This window comes from Synechococcus sp. CS-1332, from assembly GCF_025127995.1.
Lineage (GTDB): Bacteria > Cyanobacteriota > Cyanobacteriia > PCC-6307 > Cyanobiaceae > Cyanobium.
Window position 1 is genome coordinate 44,940 of the sequence record NZ_JAHLYP010000048.1, and the last position, 17,502, is coordinate 62,441.

Annotated in this window: 17 protein-coding genes and 1 pseudogene; 10 read left to right on the forward strand and 8 right to left on the reverse strand. The window is 66.8% G+C overall.

The window, feature by feature from the left end; translation table 11 throughout:
* Positions 1 to 7 precede the first annotated feature (7 nt).
* The 8 genes from KQ305_RS11815 (at position 8) to gltS (ending at position 9,622) form a co-directional block, all read left to right on the forward strand.
* Positions 8 to 3,307, forward strand: coding sequence for an efflux RND transporter permease subunit (locus KQ305_RS11815; protein WP_259725601.1), 3,300 nt, complete (start codon positions 8 to 10; stop codon positions 3,305 to 3,307).
* Between the two features lie 111 nt (positions 3,308 to 3,418).
* On the forward strand, positions 3,419 to 3,850 hold the full coding sequence (locus KQ305_RS11820; protein ID WP_259725602.1) for a hypothetical protein: 432 nt from the start codon (positions 3,419 to 3,421) through the stop codon (positions 3,848 to 3,850).
* 202 nt (positions 3,851 to 4,052) lie between these two features.
* Entirely contained in the window at positions 4,053 to 4,877 is an 825-nt protein-coding gene (locus tag KQ305_RS11825; RefSeq protein WP_259725603.1) for a LysM peptidoglycan-binding domain-containing protein, read from the forward strand.
* A gap of 107 nt (positions 4,878 to 4,984) precedes the next feature.
* Positions 4,985 to 5,746, forward strand: a complete 762-nt coding sequence (locus tag KQ305_RS11830; RefSeq protein WP_259725604.1) for a 20S proteasome subunit A/B — start codon at positions 4,985 to 4,987, stop codon at positions 5,744 to 5,746.
* A 13-nt stretch (positions 5,747 to 5,759) separates the two neighbouring features.
* Positions 5,760 to 6,746 (forward strand): glutaminase A, encoded by a 987-nt coding sequence (glsA, locus tag KQ305_RS11835; RefSeq protein WP_259725605.1) that lies wholly within the window; start codon positions 5,760 to 5,762, stop codon positions 6,744 to 6,746.
* 73 nt (positions 6,747 to 6,819) lie between these two features.
* Positions 6,820 to 7,824, forward strand: coding sequence for an AI-2E family transporter (locus KQ305_RS11840; RefSeq protein WP_259725606.1), 1,005 nt, complete (start codon positions 6,820 to 6,822; stop codon positions 7,822 to 7,824).
* Positions 7,825 to 7,949: 125 nt separating this feature from the next.
* The gene (locus tag KQ305_RS11845; protein ID WP_259725607.1) at positions 7,950 to 8,417 is read left to right on the forward strand and encodes a hypothetical protein; all 468 of its coding nucleotides are present in this window, start codon (positions 7,950 to 7,952) and stop codon (positions 8,415 to 8,417) included.
* Positions 8,418 to 8,422: 5 nt separating this feature from the next.
* Complete coding sequence (gene gltS / locus KQ305_RS11850) at positions 8,423 to 9,622, forward strand: sodium/glutamate symporter (RefSeq protein ID WP_259725608.1); 1,200 nt, start codon at positions 8,423 to 8,425, stop codon at positions 9,620 to 9,622.
* Positions 9,623 to 9,670: 48 nt separating this feature from the next.
* Here gltS and KQ305_RS11855 read toward each other — a convergent pair whose 3' ends face one another.
* Both KQ305_RS11855 and KQ305_RS11860 read right to left on the reverse strand, forming a co-directional pair.
* The gene (locus tag KQ305_RS11855; RefSeq protein WP_259725609.1) at positions 9,671 to 11,029 is read right to left on the reverse strand and encodes a carbohydrate porin; all 1,359 of its coding nucleotides are present in this window, start codon (positions 11,027 to 11,029) and stop codon (positions 9,671 to 9,673) included.
* 13 nt (positions 11,030 to 11,042) lie between these two features.
* Positions 11,043 to 12,689 (reverse strand): alpha-D-glucose phosphate-specific phosphoglucomutase, encoded by a 1,647-nt coding sequence (locus KQ305_RS11860; RefSeq protein ID WP_259725610.1) that lies wholly within the window; start codon positions 12,687 to 12,689, stop codon positions 11,043 to 11,045.
* Positions 12,690 to 12,807: 118 nt separating this feature from the next.
* Between KQ305_RS11860 and KQ305_RS11865 the strand changes: the two genes are divergently transcribed.
* Positions 12,808 to 13,230 (forward strand): hypothetical protein, encoded by a 423-nt coding sequence (locus KQ305_RS11865; RefSeq protein WP_259725611.1) that lies wholly within the window; start codon positions 12,808 to 12,810, stop codon positions 13,228 to 13,230.
* 18 nt (positions 13,231 to 13,248) lie between these two features.
* The gene (locus KQ305_RS11870; RefSeq protein WP_259725612.1) at positions 13,249 to 13,491 is read left to right on the forward strand and encodes a hypothetical protein; all 243 of its coding nucleotides are present in this window, start codon (positions 13,249 to 13,251) and stop codon (positions 13,489 to 13,491) included.
* On the opposite strand, the gene KQ305_RS11875 is transcribed toward KQ305_RS11870, so the two are convergent.
* From KQ305_RS11875 to KQ305_RS11900, 6 genes and pseudogenes are all read right to left on the reverse strand, one after another.
* Positions 13,472 to 13,939, reverse strand: a complete 468-nt coding sequence (locus tag KQ305_RS11875) for a hypothetical protein (RefSeq protein WP_259725613.1) — start codon at positions 13,937 to 13,939, stop codon at positions 13,472 to 13,474. The genes KQ305_RS11870 and KQ305_RS11875 overlap by 20 nt on opposite strands.
* A 35-nt stretch (positions 13,940 to 13,974) precedes the next feature.
* A complete protein-coding gene (locus KQ305_RS11880; RefSeq protein WP_259725614.1) occupies positions 13,975 to 15,177 on the reverse strand; it encodes an FAD-dependent monooxygenase in 1,203 nt (400 codons plus the stop codon).
* A gap of 38 nt (positions 15,178 to 15,215) precedes the next feature.
* Positions 15,216 to 15,479, reverse strand: a complete 264-nt coding sequence (locus tag KQ305_RS11885; RefSeq protein WP_399231475.1) for a hypothetical protein — start codon at positions 15,477 to 15,479, stop codon at positions 15,216 to 15,218.
* 26 nt (positions 15,480 to 15,505) lie between these two features.
* The gene (locus KQ305_RS11890; RefSeq protein WP_259725616.1) at positions 15,506 to 16,936 is read right to left on the reverse strand and encodes a phosphatidylserine/phosphatidylglycerophosphate/cardiolipin synthase family protein; all 1,431 of its coding nucleotides are present in this window, start codon (positions 16,934 to 16,936) and stop codon (positions 15,506 to 15,508) included.
* Positions 16,937 to 17,001: 65 nt separating this feature from the next.
* Complete coding sequence (locus KQ305_RS11895; RefSeq protein WP_259725617.1) at positions 17,002 to 17,208, reverse strand: hypothetical protein; 207 nt, start codon at positions 17,206 to 17,208, stop codon at positions 17,002 to 17,004.
* Positions 17,208 to 17,502, reverse strand: a pseudogene (locus KQ305_RS11900) (DUF4912 domain-containing protein); the annotation flags it as partial. The pseudogene KQ305_RS11900 and the gene KQ305_RS11895, both read right to left, overlap by 1 nt.

The following is a 17,502-nucleotide window of genomic DNA, read 5'->3' on the forward strand; positions in this document are numbered from 1 at the left end:
CGAACCGATGTCGTTCTCCGATAACTTCATCAAGCGGCCGGTTCTGACCACCGTCTGCAGCATCCTGATCGTGCTGGTGGGCCTGATCGCCATCCCCACGCTGTCGATCGAGAATCTTCCCAACATCGCCCCTCCGCTCATCCAGGTGACCTCCAACTACGGAGGCGCCAATTCCCTGGTGACCGAGCAGGCGGTGACCAACCCGATCGAGCAGCAGATCAACGGTGTTCCGGGTGCCAATTATATTTCTTCCACCAGCAATATGTCTGGTACGAGCACAATTCAGGTCTTCTTTAACGAAGGCACTGATATCAATATCGACCAGGTGAACGTGCAGAACCGCGTGTCTCTGGCGATGCCCCAGTTGCCCCAGCAGGTGCAGGCCACCGGGGTTTCGGTGATGCAGAGCACCCCCTCCATTCTGCTCGCTTACCAGGTGACCTCAACGGAGGGTCAGTTTGATGCCTCCTATCTCAATGGTCTGATTTATCAGAACCTTTATTTTCAGCTGGAACGGGTGCCGGGTGTGGCCACTGTCAACCTTCTCGGTGGCAGCAATCCTGCCTTCTGGTTGTTTGTCGATGCCAACAAGCTGACCGCCAATAACCTCACTGCCGATCAGGTGGTCAAGGCTGTGAGCAGCCAGAACTCCGTGGCGATCGGTGGCCTGGTGGGGGGACCGCCAGCTGGGGGCAACCAGAAGTTCGCCTACCCGATCCTGGTGGAGAACAACGGCAATCTGGTCTCGGTTGAGGAGCTCAACAACCTGATCGTCGGCCGCACGCCCGCCGGCAACCTGCTGCGGCTCAAGGATGTCGGCGAAGCCACCTACGGCACCAACACCTACGCCCAGCAGGCCGTCAGCATCGAAGGCCACCCCTCGATCACGGTGGCTGTCTTCCAGACCCCTGAGAGCAATGCCCTCGACGTTTCGAACCAGGTGGTGCAGGTGATGAACCAGTTCACCCAGACCGTCCCTCCGGGGGTCAAGGTGTTCGAGATCTACAACATCGGCCAGTTCATCGAATCGGCCGTGGAGGGGGTGATCGATGCCCTCGGCCTGGCCATCGTGCTGGTGCTGCTGATCCTGTTCCTGTTTCTGCAGGACTGGCGGGCCACGGTGGTGCCCAGCCTGGCGATTCCGATCTCCCTGATCGGCACCTTCGCCTTCGTGAAGATCTTCGGTTTCTCGATCAACCAGCTCACCCTGCTGGGCCTGGTGCTGGCCACGGGCCTGGTGGTGGACGACGCCATCGTGGTGATCGAGGCGGTGGAGAAGAACCTGGAGAAGGGGATGCGTCCCCGCCAGGCCGCCATGGAATGCATGGGGGAGTTGTTCGGGGCCCTGGTGGCCACCGCCCTGGTGTTGATGGCGGTGTTCGTGCCCGTGGCCTTCTACCCCGGCGGCATCGGCATCATCTACAAACAGTTCGCCCTCACCATCGCCTTCTCGATCGCCATCTCCGCCTTCAATGCGCTCACCTTCTCTCCCATGCTCTCGGCCCTGTTGCTGAGGAGCCAGAAGTCGGCGCCCCCGGGGCGGCTGGTGGGCATCATCGGCGGCGTGGTGGTGGGCCTGGCCTTCGGCCGTTTCAGTGCCGCCTCCTTCGGCAATCTCACCTACGTGCTGGGCGTGGTGGCCGGCGTGCTGGCCGGGGCCAATCTGGTCTGGATCTTCAATCGCTTCAACGCCTTCTTCGCCCGCCTGGAGCATGGCTACGCCTCCATGGTGGGGGCCCTGATCGCCCGGCGTCGCTGGATCCTGGTGGGCCTGGGAGCTGGCATCGCCCTCACCGTGTTTGCCTTCTCCGCCCTGCCTTCCGCCTTCATCCCTGAAGAAGACCAGGGCTATGGCATGGGGATCTTCCAGCTCCAGAACGGCGCCTCCCTCAGCCAGACCCAGGGCACCGGCCTGGAGGTGGCCAAGGTGCTCAATGCGGAGCCGGAGATCATCGCCGGTTCGGTGGTGAGTGGCTACGGCTTCAACGGCGCCAGTCCTGATCAGGGGGTGTTCTTCTTCGGCTTCAAGCCGCTCGAGGAGCGCAGTGGCGCCGACCAGAAAGCGCCGGCGATCATCAACCGGCTCAACGCCAAGCTCAGCCAGATCAGCTCCGGCATGGCGGTGGCGGCCCAGCCGCCGGCGATCCCGGGCTTCTCTGCCCAGGGCGGCTTCTATTTCCAGTTCAACGACCTCAGTAATGGGGCCTTCAGCTTCAACCAGCTGAATGATCAGGCCAAGCAACTGATCCAGGCCGGTACGGCCAGTGGTGGCTTCTCCACGCTCTACACCCAGTTCATCCCCAGCGCCCCGGCTTTCGGGCTGAAGATCGATCGCTCGATCCTGGGGGCCCTCAACGTCGACTTCCAGCAGGCCATGCAGACGATCGCTGTGCTGGCGGGCAGCAATTACTCAGGCCTCACCTATGAGAGTGGCCAGGTCAGGAACATCTACGTGCAGGCGGCGTCGAAGAACCGCAGTTCCCTGGAGGATGTGCTCAGTTACTACGTGCGCAGCAATGACAACAAGATGGTTCAGGTGTCGGAATTCGCAACGGCGGAGCTCACCAGCGCGCCACCGGTGATCAGCCATTTCAACCTCTACCGCACCATCCTGATTCAGGGGGCCGAGGCGATCGGCACGAGTTCCGGGCAGGCCCTGACGAGGATTCAGGATCTCTTCCATGCCCAGGAGTTCAACAACATCGGCTATGCCTTTACCGGCCTCGCCGCTTTGCAGCTTTCGGCGGGCAATGCCAGCGTGCTGGTGTTCGGCCTTGGGATCCTTGTGGTCTATCTGGTGCTCTCGGCCCAGTACGAGAGCTATGTGACGCCGGTGATCATCCTGATGACCGTGCCCCTGGCCATGCTCGGAGCCCTGGCGTTCCTGGCCCTGCGCTCGATCGATCTCAACATCTACGCCCAGGTGGGTCTGGTGACCCTGATCGGCCTGGCGGCCAAGAACGGCATCCTGATCGTTGAGGTGGCCGAGCAGCACATGAAGGAGGGCATGACGGCCGCCGAGGCCGCCATCGCCTCGGCTGAATCGCGGCTGCGGCCGATCCTGATGACGGCCATCGCCGCCCTGGCCGGCTTCCTGCCCCTGGTGGTGGCCACCACGGCGGGAGCCAACAGCCAGCAGTCCCTGGGGACCGTGATCTTCGGCGGCCTGCTAGTGGCCACAGTGCTCTCGTTGGGGGTGGTGCCTCCCTTCTATGTGGTGGTGAAAGCCCTGGAGGCCCGCTGGTTCGGCGAGTCGGTCGACGACCAGGCGGATCTGCCCATGGCCCAGGAGCAACCCCCCGCCTAAGGGCAGCCCAGGCTGTGGCCGTGTAACGAATCATGCGTTGGCCTGGCTGCGCCATTGCGGTCGCTGGGCCAGGCCGTGAGGATCTTCCAAAGGGGTTGTGGAGAGATCGCCATGCTGCCGACGCTTGCCGAACGGTTGCGGGAGCAGCAGGCGAAGACCAGGAGCCGGCCTGCGTCGCGCCATCCCTGGCCGCTGTCCACTGATCCACCCACCGCCCTGCTGTTCCAGCCTCGCCATGAGGTGGCTGGCCTTGAAGCCGTCGCCCCTCCGGAGCCCGTCGCCCCCACTCCTCCCCAGAGCCGGACGGCCCTGGCAGAAATGCTGCTGCTGCTGTTCTGGGCCGTGCTGGTGTTAATCGATGGGGCGCTGGCGCTGGCCTCCCTGCTTGATCGCGCCGCAGCACGTGAGCTCAGAAGGCCAGGGCCGCACCGCCAGAGGATCACCCCGGCGGCGCCATCCTCTGCAGGGGTTTCTGATTCTCCTGGCGACACAGAAGCCACAACATTGCTGCAGGGATGCCGCTCGTTGGCTCCTTCGTTGTGAAGCAACTTTGCAACATCTTGATGTAACGTCTCGGCCCTCCATGACGGCCGTTCGGCCGGTGAAGATACGGCCCGGTTTGGCGCACACCTCTGGTAGTTTCGTTGTTCAGAGAGTGGCTGGGATCGTGAGTCGAAAGGTTGTGGCAACGAAAGGGTTTCTGTTCGCCCTTGCTCTCTGCTTCTCCGGGTTGGGCCTCAGCTCCATGACTGTCGCCCAGGTGCCCCCGCCTGTCCGCAGCGTGCAGGTCGTCCAGGGGGACACGCTCGAGGCCTTGGCGGCCCGCTACGGAGTGAGTGTGCAGGAGTTGATGCGGCTGAACAAGATCAGCCGGCCCGAGGAGCTGCAGATCGGCCAGTCACTGAAACTGCCGCCATCGAAGGGCCTTGTGCAGGTGCGCACAGGTGACACGCTGGCTGTCCTGGCGGCCCGCCACCGAACCACCGTGGCGGAGCTCCAGAAGATGAACCCCGGGGTGAAGCCCGACCAGTTGAAGGTCGGCGCCTGGCTGAAGCTGCCTGCGGCGCTCGCTGTGGCCAAGGCCATACCGACGGCCACCGCCACAGCCAAAGCCAAGCCTGCGTCCAAACCCACTGCCACCCCCAAACCCCTTGTGCCGGCGCCGGTAGCCAGAAGCTCCGCCACGTCTCCTCCGGTAAGTCCCCCTGCGGTGAAGGCTCCGGCGCCCACCGCCCCCCCCTCGCCCGTGCCGCCACAACCGGGAGACGTGGTCCGCTGGCGGTTTTACGGCAACACACTCGTGGACTGGGGCGGCTGGAAGCTCCACCCCGGTGGTGTCCGGGTCAGCCTGGTGCAGCCCAGCCAGGCGGAGGTCGGGCCGATCCGGGCGCAGGCGACCGCTGTGGCGGTGCATTGCAGCAGCCTGCGCCAGGCCTGGCTGATCAATGGAATCTGGGAGCCCTGGGCGGTTCCGGTGGGCCGTTCAGTTGGTCAGCAGATCGTCCTGGATCTTTGCGCCAACGTCAGCGACCCGACCGGTCCGACCGTTGCGCCCCCTTCCGCCCCTTGAGGTCTGGACCTGCCCCGGCGCCATAGGGTGGTGATCTTGATCACTTTCGGCGTCTTTGTTTTTGGCAATGAGCTAGCCTTCGAGCGCCATATCTGCAGCCTTTCAGAGTGACGTATTGCATCGGTTACTGGCTGGAGAAGGGTCTGGTTCTGGTCTCTGACTCCCGCACGAATGCCGGGGTTGATCATATTTCAAGCTACAGCAAGATGTATGTCTTTCAGCCGTCATCGGATCGGCTGTTCGTGCTTCTGGCGGCTGGGAATCTGGCCACCACCCAGGCTGTGATCAGCTGGATCCGCCGGGATCTCGATCGCCCTGCCGAGGCCTTTTCCCCTGGGGTCAGGGATCTGCGCTCCTGTGACTATCTCTTTGAAGCGGCCGCTTACATCGGCCGGGTGAGCGTGGCGGTGCAGCAGGAAAATGCCGCTGCCCTGAAGCAGGCGGGGGCCAGTGCCGGCGCCTCTTTCATCCTGGGCGGCCAGATCGCCGGGGAGGCCCACGGTCTGTATCTGGTGTACTCAGAGGGCAACGCCATCATGGCCACCCGCGAAACCCCCTTTCTGCAGATCGGTGAGACGAAATACGGCAAACCCCCCCTCGATAACGTGGGCCACACCAACCTTTCTCTGGAGGACGCCGCCCGGCTCTGCCTGATCTCGGAGGTGCTCACCCAGCGCTCGAATCTCACCGTAGGTCCACCGTTCGAGCTGGCCATCATTCCCGCTGATGCCCTGGCGGTTTCTCACCAGTTGACCTTTGGGGCGGAGGCTCCTGAGCTGGCCGCCATGATCGAAACCTGGAGCGCTGCCCAGCGGGAAGCCCTCTATCACCTGCCCCATTTCGCCTGGGAGCAGGCGTCGCCAACCTGAGTCCTCTTCCGCCATGTGGTCTGTTTCCGAATGGGTGTCCAACGGCCACCTGCCCACGGCCGAGGTGGTGCAGGAGCTGGTGGCGGAGGCGCATCTCCGCTTCGCGCCGGTTCTGGATGGCCAGGTGGCCGACTACATCCCCGCCCTGGCGGCGGCCCATTCCGGGCATTTCGGCCTCTGCGTGTCGACTTGCGGGGGGGCCTTGTTCGAGGCGGGCGAGGCTCGGGAGTCCTTCAGCATCCAGAGCATCTCCAAGCCGTTCCTGTTCGCGTTGATCTGCCAGGCCATCGGTGAGGAGGAGGCGCGCGAGAAGCTTGGCGTCAACAGCACCGGCCTGCCGTTCAATTCCGTCCTGGCGGTGGAGCGCAGCGGCGAGGGCCTCTCCAATCCGATGGTGAACGCCGGGGCGATCGCCGCCACCAGCCTGGCGCCCGGGGCCAGCAGCGAGGAGAAATGGGCCTTCATCCAGGACGGCTTCTCCCGTTTCGCCGGCCGGCGGCTGGAGATTGACGAACGGGTCTTCGATTCAGAGCTGGCCACCAATCGGCGCAACGCCGGTCTGGCCACCCTGCTCAGCGACCATGACCGCATCTGGTGGGATCCCGACGAGGCCACCGAGCTCTACACCCGCCAGTGTTCCCTCAGTGTCACGGCCGCTGATCTGGCCGTGATGGCTGCCACCCTGGCCAACGGCGGACGCCAGCCCGTCACCGGCGAGCAGGTGATTGAGGCCATCCATTGCCAGCACGTGCTGGCGGTGATGGTCACCGCCGGGTTGTACGAAACCTCCGGCGACTGGCTGTACGCCACCGGCCTGCCTGGGAAGAGCGGCGTGGCCGGCGGCATGATCACGGTGGCGCCGGGGAAGGGTGGTCTGGCCACCTATTCACCACCTCTCGACGAGGCGGGCAACAGTGTGCGCGGCCAGCTCACGGCTCGCTTCCTGTCTGAGCGGCTGGGTCTGAATCTGTTCGCCTCCAGAGCCGAGGGCAGCCGCTGAATCAAGGCTGCTGCAGGGGAGGAGAAGGCGTCGGTTGTCTACGATCCAGCCTCTGCATCGGGCCTTTGCCGCAATGATCAGCACCACCAATCTCGTGCGCTACTTACTCCTGGTGGCCTGCATCGGAGTCACGGTGGTGATCTTCAATTACTTTTCAGGCACGATTGCGGTGTTCACAGCCGCCGCGATCGTGGCGGCGCTGCTGAATGCCCCGGTGACGTGGCTGAGCCGTTATCTGCCGCGGGGCTGGGCGATCGCCGCCGTTTCCCTTGGCGCCCTGGTGCTCCTGATCGGTTTCGTCACCGGCATTGGCCTGCAGGTGCTGAATCAGGGCCAAGGTCTGCTGCTGGATCTGCAGGGCACCTTGAAACAGCAAGACCTCACGCCCCTGCATCAATACCTCAAAACCTATGGATTCGACAGAATCACGACGTTGCTGCAACAGGGCTTACTCACCGGGTTGGGGTTGCTGCAGACTGTGTTCTCCGGAGTCTTCACAGGTATTTTCGGTGCAGTGATTAGTGTCTATATGTTGATCGATGGTGAGAAGCTTTGGAAGGGATTTCTGCGACTGATTCCGGAGCCCCACCGTGATCGTTTTGCCGTGATCTTTCTGCAGAGCGTGCTGGGATTCATCCGCGGTCAGCTGCTGTTGATGGTGTTCCTGACCGTTTCGACAGCCGTGGTTTTCCCTTTGCTGGGCGTGAAGTACAGTCTGATTCTGGCGGTGATTGTGGGAGTCCTCGATGTGATCCCTGGGATCGGCGCCACCCTCGGTATCGTTCTGATCACTGTGATGGTCTTCGGTTCCCAGGGTGGAGACATCGGCTTGCGGGCCTTGATCGCTTCGCTGCTGCTTGGTCAGATTCAGGACAACATCATCCGTCCCAGGGTGATGGGCAAAGCCATGGAGCTCAACCCGGTGATTCTGTTTCTAGCGCTGTTCATCGGTCAGCGGGTCGCGGGTTTGCTGGGGGTGTTTCTTTCGATTCCTCTTGCCGGCATGATCGCCATCTGGATTCATGCAGAACGCCAACAACAGGACCCCATCGCTCTCACCCCAGCGGGTGACGACTAAGCACAGAGCCATGGCCAGCCACCCTGGGCCCGCCGGCGATCGACACAGCTTCCCCAAGGGCACTGCTGCCGAGATGTTTCAGTCGGCTGTCATGCTGTCCTTTCGTGATTTCCCCCGCTACGCCCATGACCGTGATTCGTTCGATCCTTGCCGCTCTCACCGCGTTTGCCGCGACGGCGGCCACCGGTGTGCCTGCCGCACAGGCCAGCTGCCGCTTCCTGATGCCGCTCGGAGGCGGTGGGACCCCTGTTGTGTCCAAAAGGATCGGGCCGGACAGGCTTGTAGGACGAACGAACTGGAACACTGATTTCATCGTGGATCGCAACTTCGGCAGTTACCGCTTCTTCTTTACGTCCGCATCTACCGAGCGCGCCAGCTTCCCGGTGTCCGGCTTCATGGTGTTCACTGACGGCAGCAACCTGCAGGTGATCAACGAAACCCCGACCTTTGAGCCTGGCACGGGCCGGATGTTCGGGCCTTTTCAGGCCGTTCCGGGCAAGCGCACCAGGTTGATGAATTTCCGCGTCGGCTCCACCACCACGCCTGCCGCCATCGGATTCAGTTATCGCATTTCTGTCCAGGGTTGTGATTGAAAACCATGCAATTTGAAAGCTTCGCGACCTTCAATATTGCCATTGTGGTGCTGGCGATCGGTCGCTGGCTGAATCGAAAGGTGGTGTTCCTGAGGGAATTCAATATCCCAGAACCGGTGACCAGCGGGCTGCTCGTCTGCCTTCTGCTGGCCCTGATCCATGCCATCAATGGCACGGAGGTCAGCTTCAATCTGCAGACGCGGGATTTTCTGCTGCTCTATTTCTTTGCGGCCATCGGCCTCAATGCCGACATCAAGACCTTGCTCTCGGGTGGCTGGCCCCTGCTGATCCTGGTGGGGACCACCGTGGGTTACATGATCCTGCAGAACCTCACCGGGATCGGCATGGCCGCGCTGTTGGGGCTGAATCCCCTGGTGGGTCTGCTGGGGGGGTCGGTGTCCCTGCTGGGGGGGCACGGCACGGCGATCGCCTGGGCACCACGCTTCGCCGAGAGCCACGGCATCAGCAATGCCCTCGAGATCGGCATCGCCTGCGCCACCTTCGGTCTGGTGCTGGCCTCGCTGATGGGCGGGCCGATCGCCCGGATCCTGATTCGCCGCCACCGGCTCAAGACGCCGCAGGCCCCCACGGCGGCCAAGCCCGAGGGCGACACCCCGGAGAGGGAGCCGGAGGCGGTGACCTACTTCAGCCTGCTGGGCACCCTCTTCTGGCTCAACGTCAGCCTGGGCCTGGGGGAGGTGCTGCACGAAGTCCTCAAGGCCGCCGGCAGCAACCTGCCCCTCTTCGTTTGCTGCCTGTTCGCGGCGATCCTCCTCACCAACACCGTGCCGCGGTTGCTGCCGATCCGCCACCTGGCCGCCCCCCGGTCCCTGGCCATCGTCTCGGAGATCGCCCTGGGCATCTTTCTGACGATGTCCCTGATGAGCCTGCAGCTCTGGACCATTGCCTCCCTGGCGGGTCCCATCCTGGCCATCCTCGCCGCCCAGTTCGTGGTGTCCTTCCTGTTCGCCCTGTTCGTGGTGTTTAAGGTGATGGGGCGCGATTACGAGGCCGCCGTGATCTGCGCCGGATTCGGGGGCATTTCCCTGGGGGCCACCCCCACGGCGATGGCCAACATGTCGGCGGTGGCCCAGACGTACGGTGCCGCCCACCGGGCCTTCATCATTGTGCCGTTGGTGTCGGGCTTCTTCGTGGACATCAGCAACGCCGTGGTGATCCAGCGCTTCCTGAACTGGTTCGGCTGATCCGGCGGGGGCTTGGGTTGGTCCGGCGGCGGCTCAGAGGAGAAGGCCTCAGAAGCGAAGCGTCGTCCGGATCAGTCCGGCCCACCCCCCCAGGCTGGCCCCCTCTGAAGCGGCGGGGAAGAGAAGGGCCTGGGACACCTCCGAGCTGCCGCTGAGGGCGCCCCGCGGCCGGCTCAGCCAGAAGAGCGCCGGCGTCACCGAGAGCTCATCGCTGATCTGGATCCGGTAGAAGAGCTCAAAGGCCAGCCCGCTGTCGTCGATCCCGCTCTGGCTGGGCGTCTGGATGGCGATCACGTGGGCAGGGGAGCCGACGGCCATTCCCAGGCTGTTGCCTACCCCCAGCACGTCGCTCCAAACCAGGCCGGTGTACCAGGAGCGGCTGAGCACCCCCGAGAGTCCGGCCAGCGCCGGGGTGCCGAAACGGAACCTGTCCTGGCCCCAGCCGGCGCTGATCGAGGGGAGCCAGCCGGAGCGGCGGGGCTGCCAGTAGCCAGCCAGCGACCAGGATCCCAGGCTGCCGTCGCGGCCGCCGGCCGCCAGCTGGCTGGCCAGGGGGGTGCCCCTGAGCCTCACCTGGGGGCTGCTCAGGCTGTAGGCCGCGGTGATGTTCCACCGGGGACGGCTCAGGGCAAGCTGCAGAGTGCTGGTCTGGGAAGAGGAGCTGGAGAACAGGCCGCCGCCCTGCTCGTTGCCCCCGGCCTGGCCGGCCACGTAGGCGTAGCCCAGGCTCAACCCCTGCAGCCCGCCCTTGGGCTGCCACCAGAGTCCGAAGCCGCCTCCGAGCCGTTTGCTGTAGGTGCCCGGCGAGCCTGCGAACTGGAACAGATCCAGGATTGGCGACGCGTTGTAGACACTCGGCCAGACGGGGAGCATGTCGAGCTGCATGATCCGGGGACCGACGCTGAGCCGGATCTCGGGGCTGAGCGGCATCTGCAAGTAGGCCCGGTTGATGCTCACCAGCCCGCCGGAGCACCCCTGCTCCCCGGGTCCGCAGGCGGGTTCCTGGAAGGCCACATCCAGCCGGCTCAGGGGCGTGGGCGGGTTGGCGAAGAAGCCGGAGGGGGCGAAGTCACCACTGCGCAGGCGGATCCGGAACAGGTCCTGGCCCGTGAAGCTGGTGTCAATCGTCAGGCGCAGCTCGTGGTTGAGGCTGACGCCGTTCAGCAGCGGCGCCCCCACCGCGGTGTTACTGGCACGGTCCACCCCGCTGCCGTCGTACCGGAGGGCCCCCAGGACGCCATTGATCTGCAGGTTGACGGTGGTGGTGGGCGCGAAGCGGGTGGCCTCCAGCACCTCGGTGGCGGCCTGGGGAGGGTCCGGCGGCAGCTCCTGGGCCAGCAGAGGGCCCGCGGCACCGCTGAACCAGGCCGCCGCCAGCCCGGCAACGGTGGCGCCAGGGGGCCTCATGGTCCCTGGCCGCTCAGGTGATCACGGTGGGCCGCTCCATGCCGGTGCGCACCCGGATCTCGGCCAGCGCGTCGATGGCGTCGATCAGATCCTTGAGGGCCAGCTGGGGGTTCTGGTCGAGGTCGCCGCTGGGGGGGACGTAGCTCTCCAGATACACCCGCAGCGTGGCCCCCTTTGTGCCCGTGCCCGACAGCCTCAGCACCACCCGGCTGCCGTCGTCGAGCAACACCCGCAGGCCCTGGCCCTTGCTGATCGAGCCATCCACCGGGTCGGTGTAGCCGAAATCGTCGGCGGCGCGGACCGTGCGGCCAGCGAAGGCCTGGCCCGGCAGGGCGGTGAGCATGCCGGAGATGCGGTCGTAGAGGCCATGGGCGGCCTCACTGGCCACGGCTTCGTAGTCGTGGCGGGAGTAGTAGTGGCGGCCGAAGCGGCTCCAGTGGCCCGCCATCACCTCCGCCACCGAACAGCCGCGCACCGCCAGGATCTGAAGCCAGAACAGCACGGCCCAGAGGCCGTCCTTCTCGCGGATGTGGTTGCTGCCGGTGCCGAAGCTCTCCTCGCCGCAGAGGGTGATCCGCCCGGCATCGAGCAGGTTGCCGAAGAACTTCCAGCCCGTGGGGGTCTCGAAGCAGGGGATGCCCAGGGCGCCGGCCACCACGTCGGCGGCGGCACTGGTGGGCATCGAGCGGGCCACGCCGGCGAGGCCATCCACGTAGCCGGGAGCCAGGGTGGCGTTGGCGGTGAGCACCGCCAGGCTGTCGCTGGGATTCACGAAGCAGTCCCGGCCCAGGATCATGTTGCGGTCGCCATCGCCGTCGCAGGCGGCGCCGAAGTCGTAGCGGCTGCCGGTCAGCAGCAGATCGGCCAGTTCGTGGGCGTAGGTGAGGTTGGGGTCGGGGTGGCCGCCGCCGAAGTCGGCCAGGGGCAGGCCGTTGCGCACCGTGCCGGCCGGAGCCCCCAGCAGCCCTTCGAACAGGCGGGAGGCGTAGGGGCCGGTGACGGCATGCATGGCATCGAAGGCGACGCGGAAGTCGCCCCGCAGCAGGGCGGCGATGCGGTCGAAGTCGAACAGCTTCTGCATCAGGGTGACGTAGTCATCGACCCCGTCGATCACCTCCACGGCCATGGCGCCGATGGTCGTCGTTCCGGGGGCGTCCAGGTTCAGGGGCTCGGCGTCGAGGATCCGGTAGCCCTCCAGGCTGAGGGTGGCGCCATGGATGGCATCGGTGACCGATTCCGGTGCCGGTCCGCCGTTGGCGCCGTTGATCTTGACGCCGAAGTCGCCGTCCAGGCCGCCGGGGTTGTGGCTGGCCGAAAGGATGATGCCGGCCACGGCGCCGCGGCTGCGGATCAGGTGGGAGGCGGCCGGTGTCGAGAGGATGCCGCCGGTGGTGGTGATCAGGCGGCTGACCCCATGGGCCGCCGCCATGCGGGCGATCACAGCGATGGCCGCGATGTTGCCGTAGCGGCCGTCACCGCCCACCACCAGGGCCCCCCCCGCGACCCCGGGCACCACCCGCAGGGAGGCCTCGATGAAACTCTCCAGATAGTGGGGGGTCTGGAACTGGCGGGTGCTCTTGCGCAGACCGGAGGTGCCGGGCTTCTGGTCGTCGAAGGGTCGCTCCAGCGCCACCTGACGCAGCTCGGTCGTCTTCGCCATGGCTGGCGTCCTGGGGGGTCGGGGGGAGTCCCAAGCTACCTCCGGCGACCGTTCCGGCCTCCCCGTTCCTGGTGGTGCTGACAGGGGTGGCTAGCTTGGGCTGAATTGCCTTCACCCCATGGCGCCACGGTTGCTCCCCACCGCCCTGAGCACGGCCGCCGCCCTCGGTGCCACAGCTGCCGTCGCCGCGGCCGGAGCGGCCGTGCTGAGCCTGTCCTCGGCGCGGGCGGCGGTGATGGGCGCCGCGAAGGCCCTTCCCTATGCCGAAGCGGTGGACCGCACCCACACCGCCGCCGAGGCGGTGCTGGCCGGAGCCGGGGCCGAATCCTGCCTGCGGGGCAAGCTCACCAATGCCCTGCTGGGGCTCTCCAGCAGCTGTGAGGCGAAGGGCGAGCGCAATGCGCTCTGTCAACTGGCCGACAAGGCCGTCGTCGTCACACCGATGAGCCTGGCCTTCTTGCGCGAGACGTCGACCCAGCTGCTGGCGCTGATCGATGCCCTGGCGGCTGGAAGCCCCGAGGGCTCCAAGCCCCAGCCCTGATTCCCCTCACCCCCAACCATGGACGTCCAGCATCCTTCGGATGACAGTCCGCTGTCCCCCGACCAGATCCTGTTGCTCGAGCAGTTCCGCGACCGCGTCAAGGCGAAGATCAGCAACCACGGCCTCACCAGCGCGGACGTGGCGGAGCTGGTGAAGGACCTGCGCGGCCATCCCCAGATGAGCCGCCTGATGATGGCGGAACTGAGTGAGGAGCTGCAGCGGCTGCTGCCCGGCCAGCGTTTCAGTTTTGATTGGGATTGATCAGGTTCAGTCCCCCCTGGGGCCTCGGGGCTGAATCGGCCGCCGGCTTGGCGGTCGGTAACTGCTGGCGGCAGACGGCAGTCAGGCTGCGGGCGGCCCGGTCGATCGGTTCGCGACGCTCGAAGCTGTTGCTGGCGGCCACGATCGACCGCTGACGGATGGTCCAGAGCGTGTCCTTGCAGCTGGCCGGCAGGCGCGGGTGGTCGAGCAGGGGGTCGGCCAGGCTGCGGGCCTTGTCGCAGGGCTCGGCCGTGTTCTCGCGGCTGCAGGCCAGGGCGATCAGTTGCAGGGAGCGGAAGTCGGCGGAGGGCGGAAACGGGGGCGGCTCCGGGGCGGCCCGCAGTGGTGAGGCCCCGAGCAACGGCAGGCACGCCAGCAGGGCCAGGTGCGGCAGGGACGCCCGGTGGCGGCGTGGGCCGGGGTGGGTGACGGAAACGGTCCGGTCCATGGCTGGCGGGGAGGTCCTCCAATCATGGCCGCCGCTCAGAGGTCCGTGGCGATCGCTTTGCTGCCGTTGCGCAGTTCCCGCTGCGTGGCCCGCCAGCGCCGCTCCAGCAGGGGGCCGCTCCAGCGGGCGGTGCTGGCCAGCAGGCTCCGCAGGAGGTGCCGCCGCCGCAACAGATCGGCCCGGCGGGCCTCCTCCTCCTGCAGCTGCTGGATCCGCCGGATCTCCGGCAGCCGGGCGGCGGCGATCGCCGCTGTGGCCGCATCGATGGCCGCAGGTCCACCCGCCAGCAGGGAGGGTCCCAGGTGCCGGTCGGCCACCAGGGCATCGCGCAGGGCCATGTTGATGCCCTGGGCCCGCAGCGGGCTCATCGGGTGGGCGGCATCGCCGAGCAGCAGCAGGCCGGGCCGTTGCCAGCCCGGGCAGAGCCCTACCCGCACCGGCAGCCGCACCGGCCCCTGCACGGCCACCTCGGCCAAGGTCCGCAGCAACCGGGCCAGGGGCGCTGGGGCGTCCCTGGCCCAGAGCTCCAACCAGGCCCCGGGGCTGGCCGGGGTGGGAGCCTGGGCGGCTCGACCCGGCTCCATCGCCCAGCCGAGCTGCACGCCGCCACGGGCGGAGGGGAACAGGGCATAGCTGCCAGAGGCGCCCACAACGGTGACGAAGCGGCCGGCCAGCCAACGCACCAGCGCCTCGGATCCGGGGGCCTCCAGCCGGAACCAGAGCACGTCGAGGGGGCTTGGGGCGATCTCCAGCTCCAGCCCCGCCTTGCGGCGCAGCAGCGACTCCCGGCCATCACAGGCCACCACCAGGTCGGCCTCCAGGGCGCTGCCGTCCGCCAGACGCACACCGCTGACGCGGCCGTCCTGCTCCAGCAGGTCGGTGGCGGCCTGGCCTTGGCGGCTGCGGAAGCCAGGCTGGCGGCCCGCCTGGACCAGCAGTTCCTGGAGCAGGGAGTCCTGGTCGATCAGGGTGCAGGGGACGGGACTGCCCATCGGCTCGGCCGCCTCGAACAGGAACTGGCCGTCAAGGAAGAAGCTCCAGGCCGCCAACGGGAGCTGGGCCACCGCTGGCGGGAGGGGCTGCAGGCCCATTGCGGCCAGGGCCTCCAGGCCGCTGGGCATCAGCCCCTCGCCGCGGAACGGCCGGCCACCACGGATCGTGGCGTCGATCAGGTCGACCGGGAGGCCACGGCGGGCCAGCAGCAGGGCCAGGCTGGCGCCGGCCGGACCGGCCCCCACCACCACCACCCGGCTGGCGAGGGGCCCGGACGGGCTGGTCAGGTGAAGGAGTTGTAGTTGAGGCCTTCCTCGGGGTTGGGGGTGTCCGCCCCCTGGAGGGTGTTCTTCATGCTGAGCAGGTAGTCGACCAGTTCCTGCTGCACGGTCAGCAGCTCGCTGGTGCAGCCCCGGAACGCGGCACGGTGGCGGATTTCGTCGTGGCGGGTGTGCAGGTCCCGCAGCATCAGGTTGATGGCATCCAGGCGCGGGGTGACCTGGCGGGAGCTGGCAATGGTGCTGGGAGTGGCGGCGGGAGTGGACACCGGGTCCATGAATCATGTGCTAAGCGTTACCGGATCGTAGTCGTCGCTGCGGGCGCGGCTGCGGCAGTCCGCTGCGTTCCACTGCCGCAGGTGCGCCGCCGCTGCTCCATGCGGCGGGCCAGGCGGCCGCTGACGCCCAGTTCGGCCCCACGCCAGAGGCGGTCCACTTCCGCTTCGAAGTGGCGTGCCAGCAAGGGGGAGCGGATCAGCAGCAGGGTTTCGTCGTTTTGGAATGCGGCACTGGGGCTCCAATTGAAGCTGCCAGTGATCACCTCACGGCCATCGAGCACGGCGAATTTGTGGTGCAGCTTGTCGCCGCCGGCCAGCTGGGGCGTGCCCACCCCCTCCAGCGGCGCGCTCCAGGCCCGGTTGCCCGCTTCGATCTTGCAGTCCTGGTCGGGCAGGGTCACGCCGAGCAAGTCGAGGGTTTCGCTGAAGGCCCGGTTGGCAAAGCCCGGATCCGCCAGCAGGCGGAGCTTCACGCCCCGGCCATGGAGGTCCCTGAGCCGGTCGGCCAGGTTCTGGCCCGAGAAGACGAACAGGGCCAGGTCGAGGCGCCGACTGGTGGAGGCCAGCTTGGTTTCCAGCCAGGCCAGGCCGTGGTTGGGATCGTGGCGCCGGTGGGGGGAGAAGAGAACCTCCACCGACGTGCCGGCCACGTCGACCACCTGGGCGGGGCCGCCTTCCTTGGCGATGCCGAAGCGGCTGTCGGCTTGGCCGCCGGGGCCATCGCCCCATAGCCGGGCGAATTCGGCGGCGAAGATCCCTGCCAGCGCAGGACTCTCGAAGCGCAGCAGGTGGTTCACGTTGCCCCGGGTGCTCGGCGCGTTGGCATCGCCGTGGATGCAGGAGGGGCTGAAGTTCGCCGATCCGGTCACCACCACCCGGCCATCGACCACCAGGAACTTGTGGTGCATCAGGCCGCTGCCACGGCTGCCATCGGCCGTGTCATCGAGCACCTGCACGCCGGCCCGCTGCAGCACCGCCACGGCGTCCCCATGGCCGAGGGCCGCCAGCTGCTGCTGGCGCTGGCGTTGGTGGGGGGGCAGATCCACCGCGTGTTGCTGGCTCCAGGGGGTGCTGTAGTTGTTCTCCAGCACCACGTGCACCCGCACCCCCTGGCGGTGCCGTTCCACCAGGGCTTCGGCCACTGCCGGCAGGGAGAGCTCCTGCACCGCCACCAGGATCTCCTGGCGGGCCTCGCGGATGCTCTCCAGCAGCAGGGCTTCCAGGTCATCTCCCTGGCGCCACTGGCCGCTGATCGGGCTGCGGTAGCGGCTGTCGCCGCGGTGGTTGAAGGCCACCCGGATGCCCGCTGGCAGGGGCAGGGCCTGGGGCGATCCGCCGCTGAGGGCCGCCGGTGCGGGACCGCAGCCCCCCAGCAACAGGGGGACCGCCAGGCCGGCGAGGGCCCCGGGGGCGTGTCGGAACGTACTGATGGAGAAAGTAGGGGCCATGGGCTGGAAGGCGCGGCACGTTCCGCTCCTTCAGCCTTCCCGGCGGTGGACGTCTTGGGGGCGCCTCAGTGGTGGCCGGGCATCTCCGAGGTGCGGAGCATGGCGGCGAACCAGAGGGTGCCGATCACCACGGCGGCGATGACACCGGAAGCAATGCTGACGCGCAGCATCAGGATCGGCACCACCAGAGGGAAGAGAATCGTTCCGGCCAGGGGAGTGAGGGCCACGACCAGTTTGAGCAGGCTGCGGTTGGAGCTGGCGGTGCCGTCCATCAGAACCACTCGGCCACGGCCTGGCTGGCGGGGTTGCTGTTGTCTTCCGGCGTCGAGCGACGGAACTCCATGGTGATGCTGCGCTTCTGCTCCCCATCGGCGGCCAGGGCCTCGATCGGATAGAGCTGCTGGCCGTCGCGGAAGGGCACCTGAACCCGGAAGGTGCCATCGGCCGACAGGGGCACCTCTTCTCCGCCGATGCTGAGGCGGGCGGCCGGATCGGTGGCGCCATACACAATCAGCTCGGCATCGGCCACCAGCCAGAAGGACCGCTGCCGGGAGCCCACCCCACCC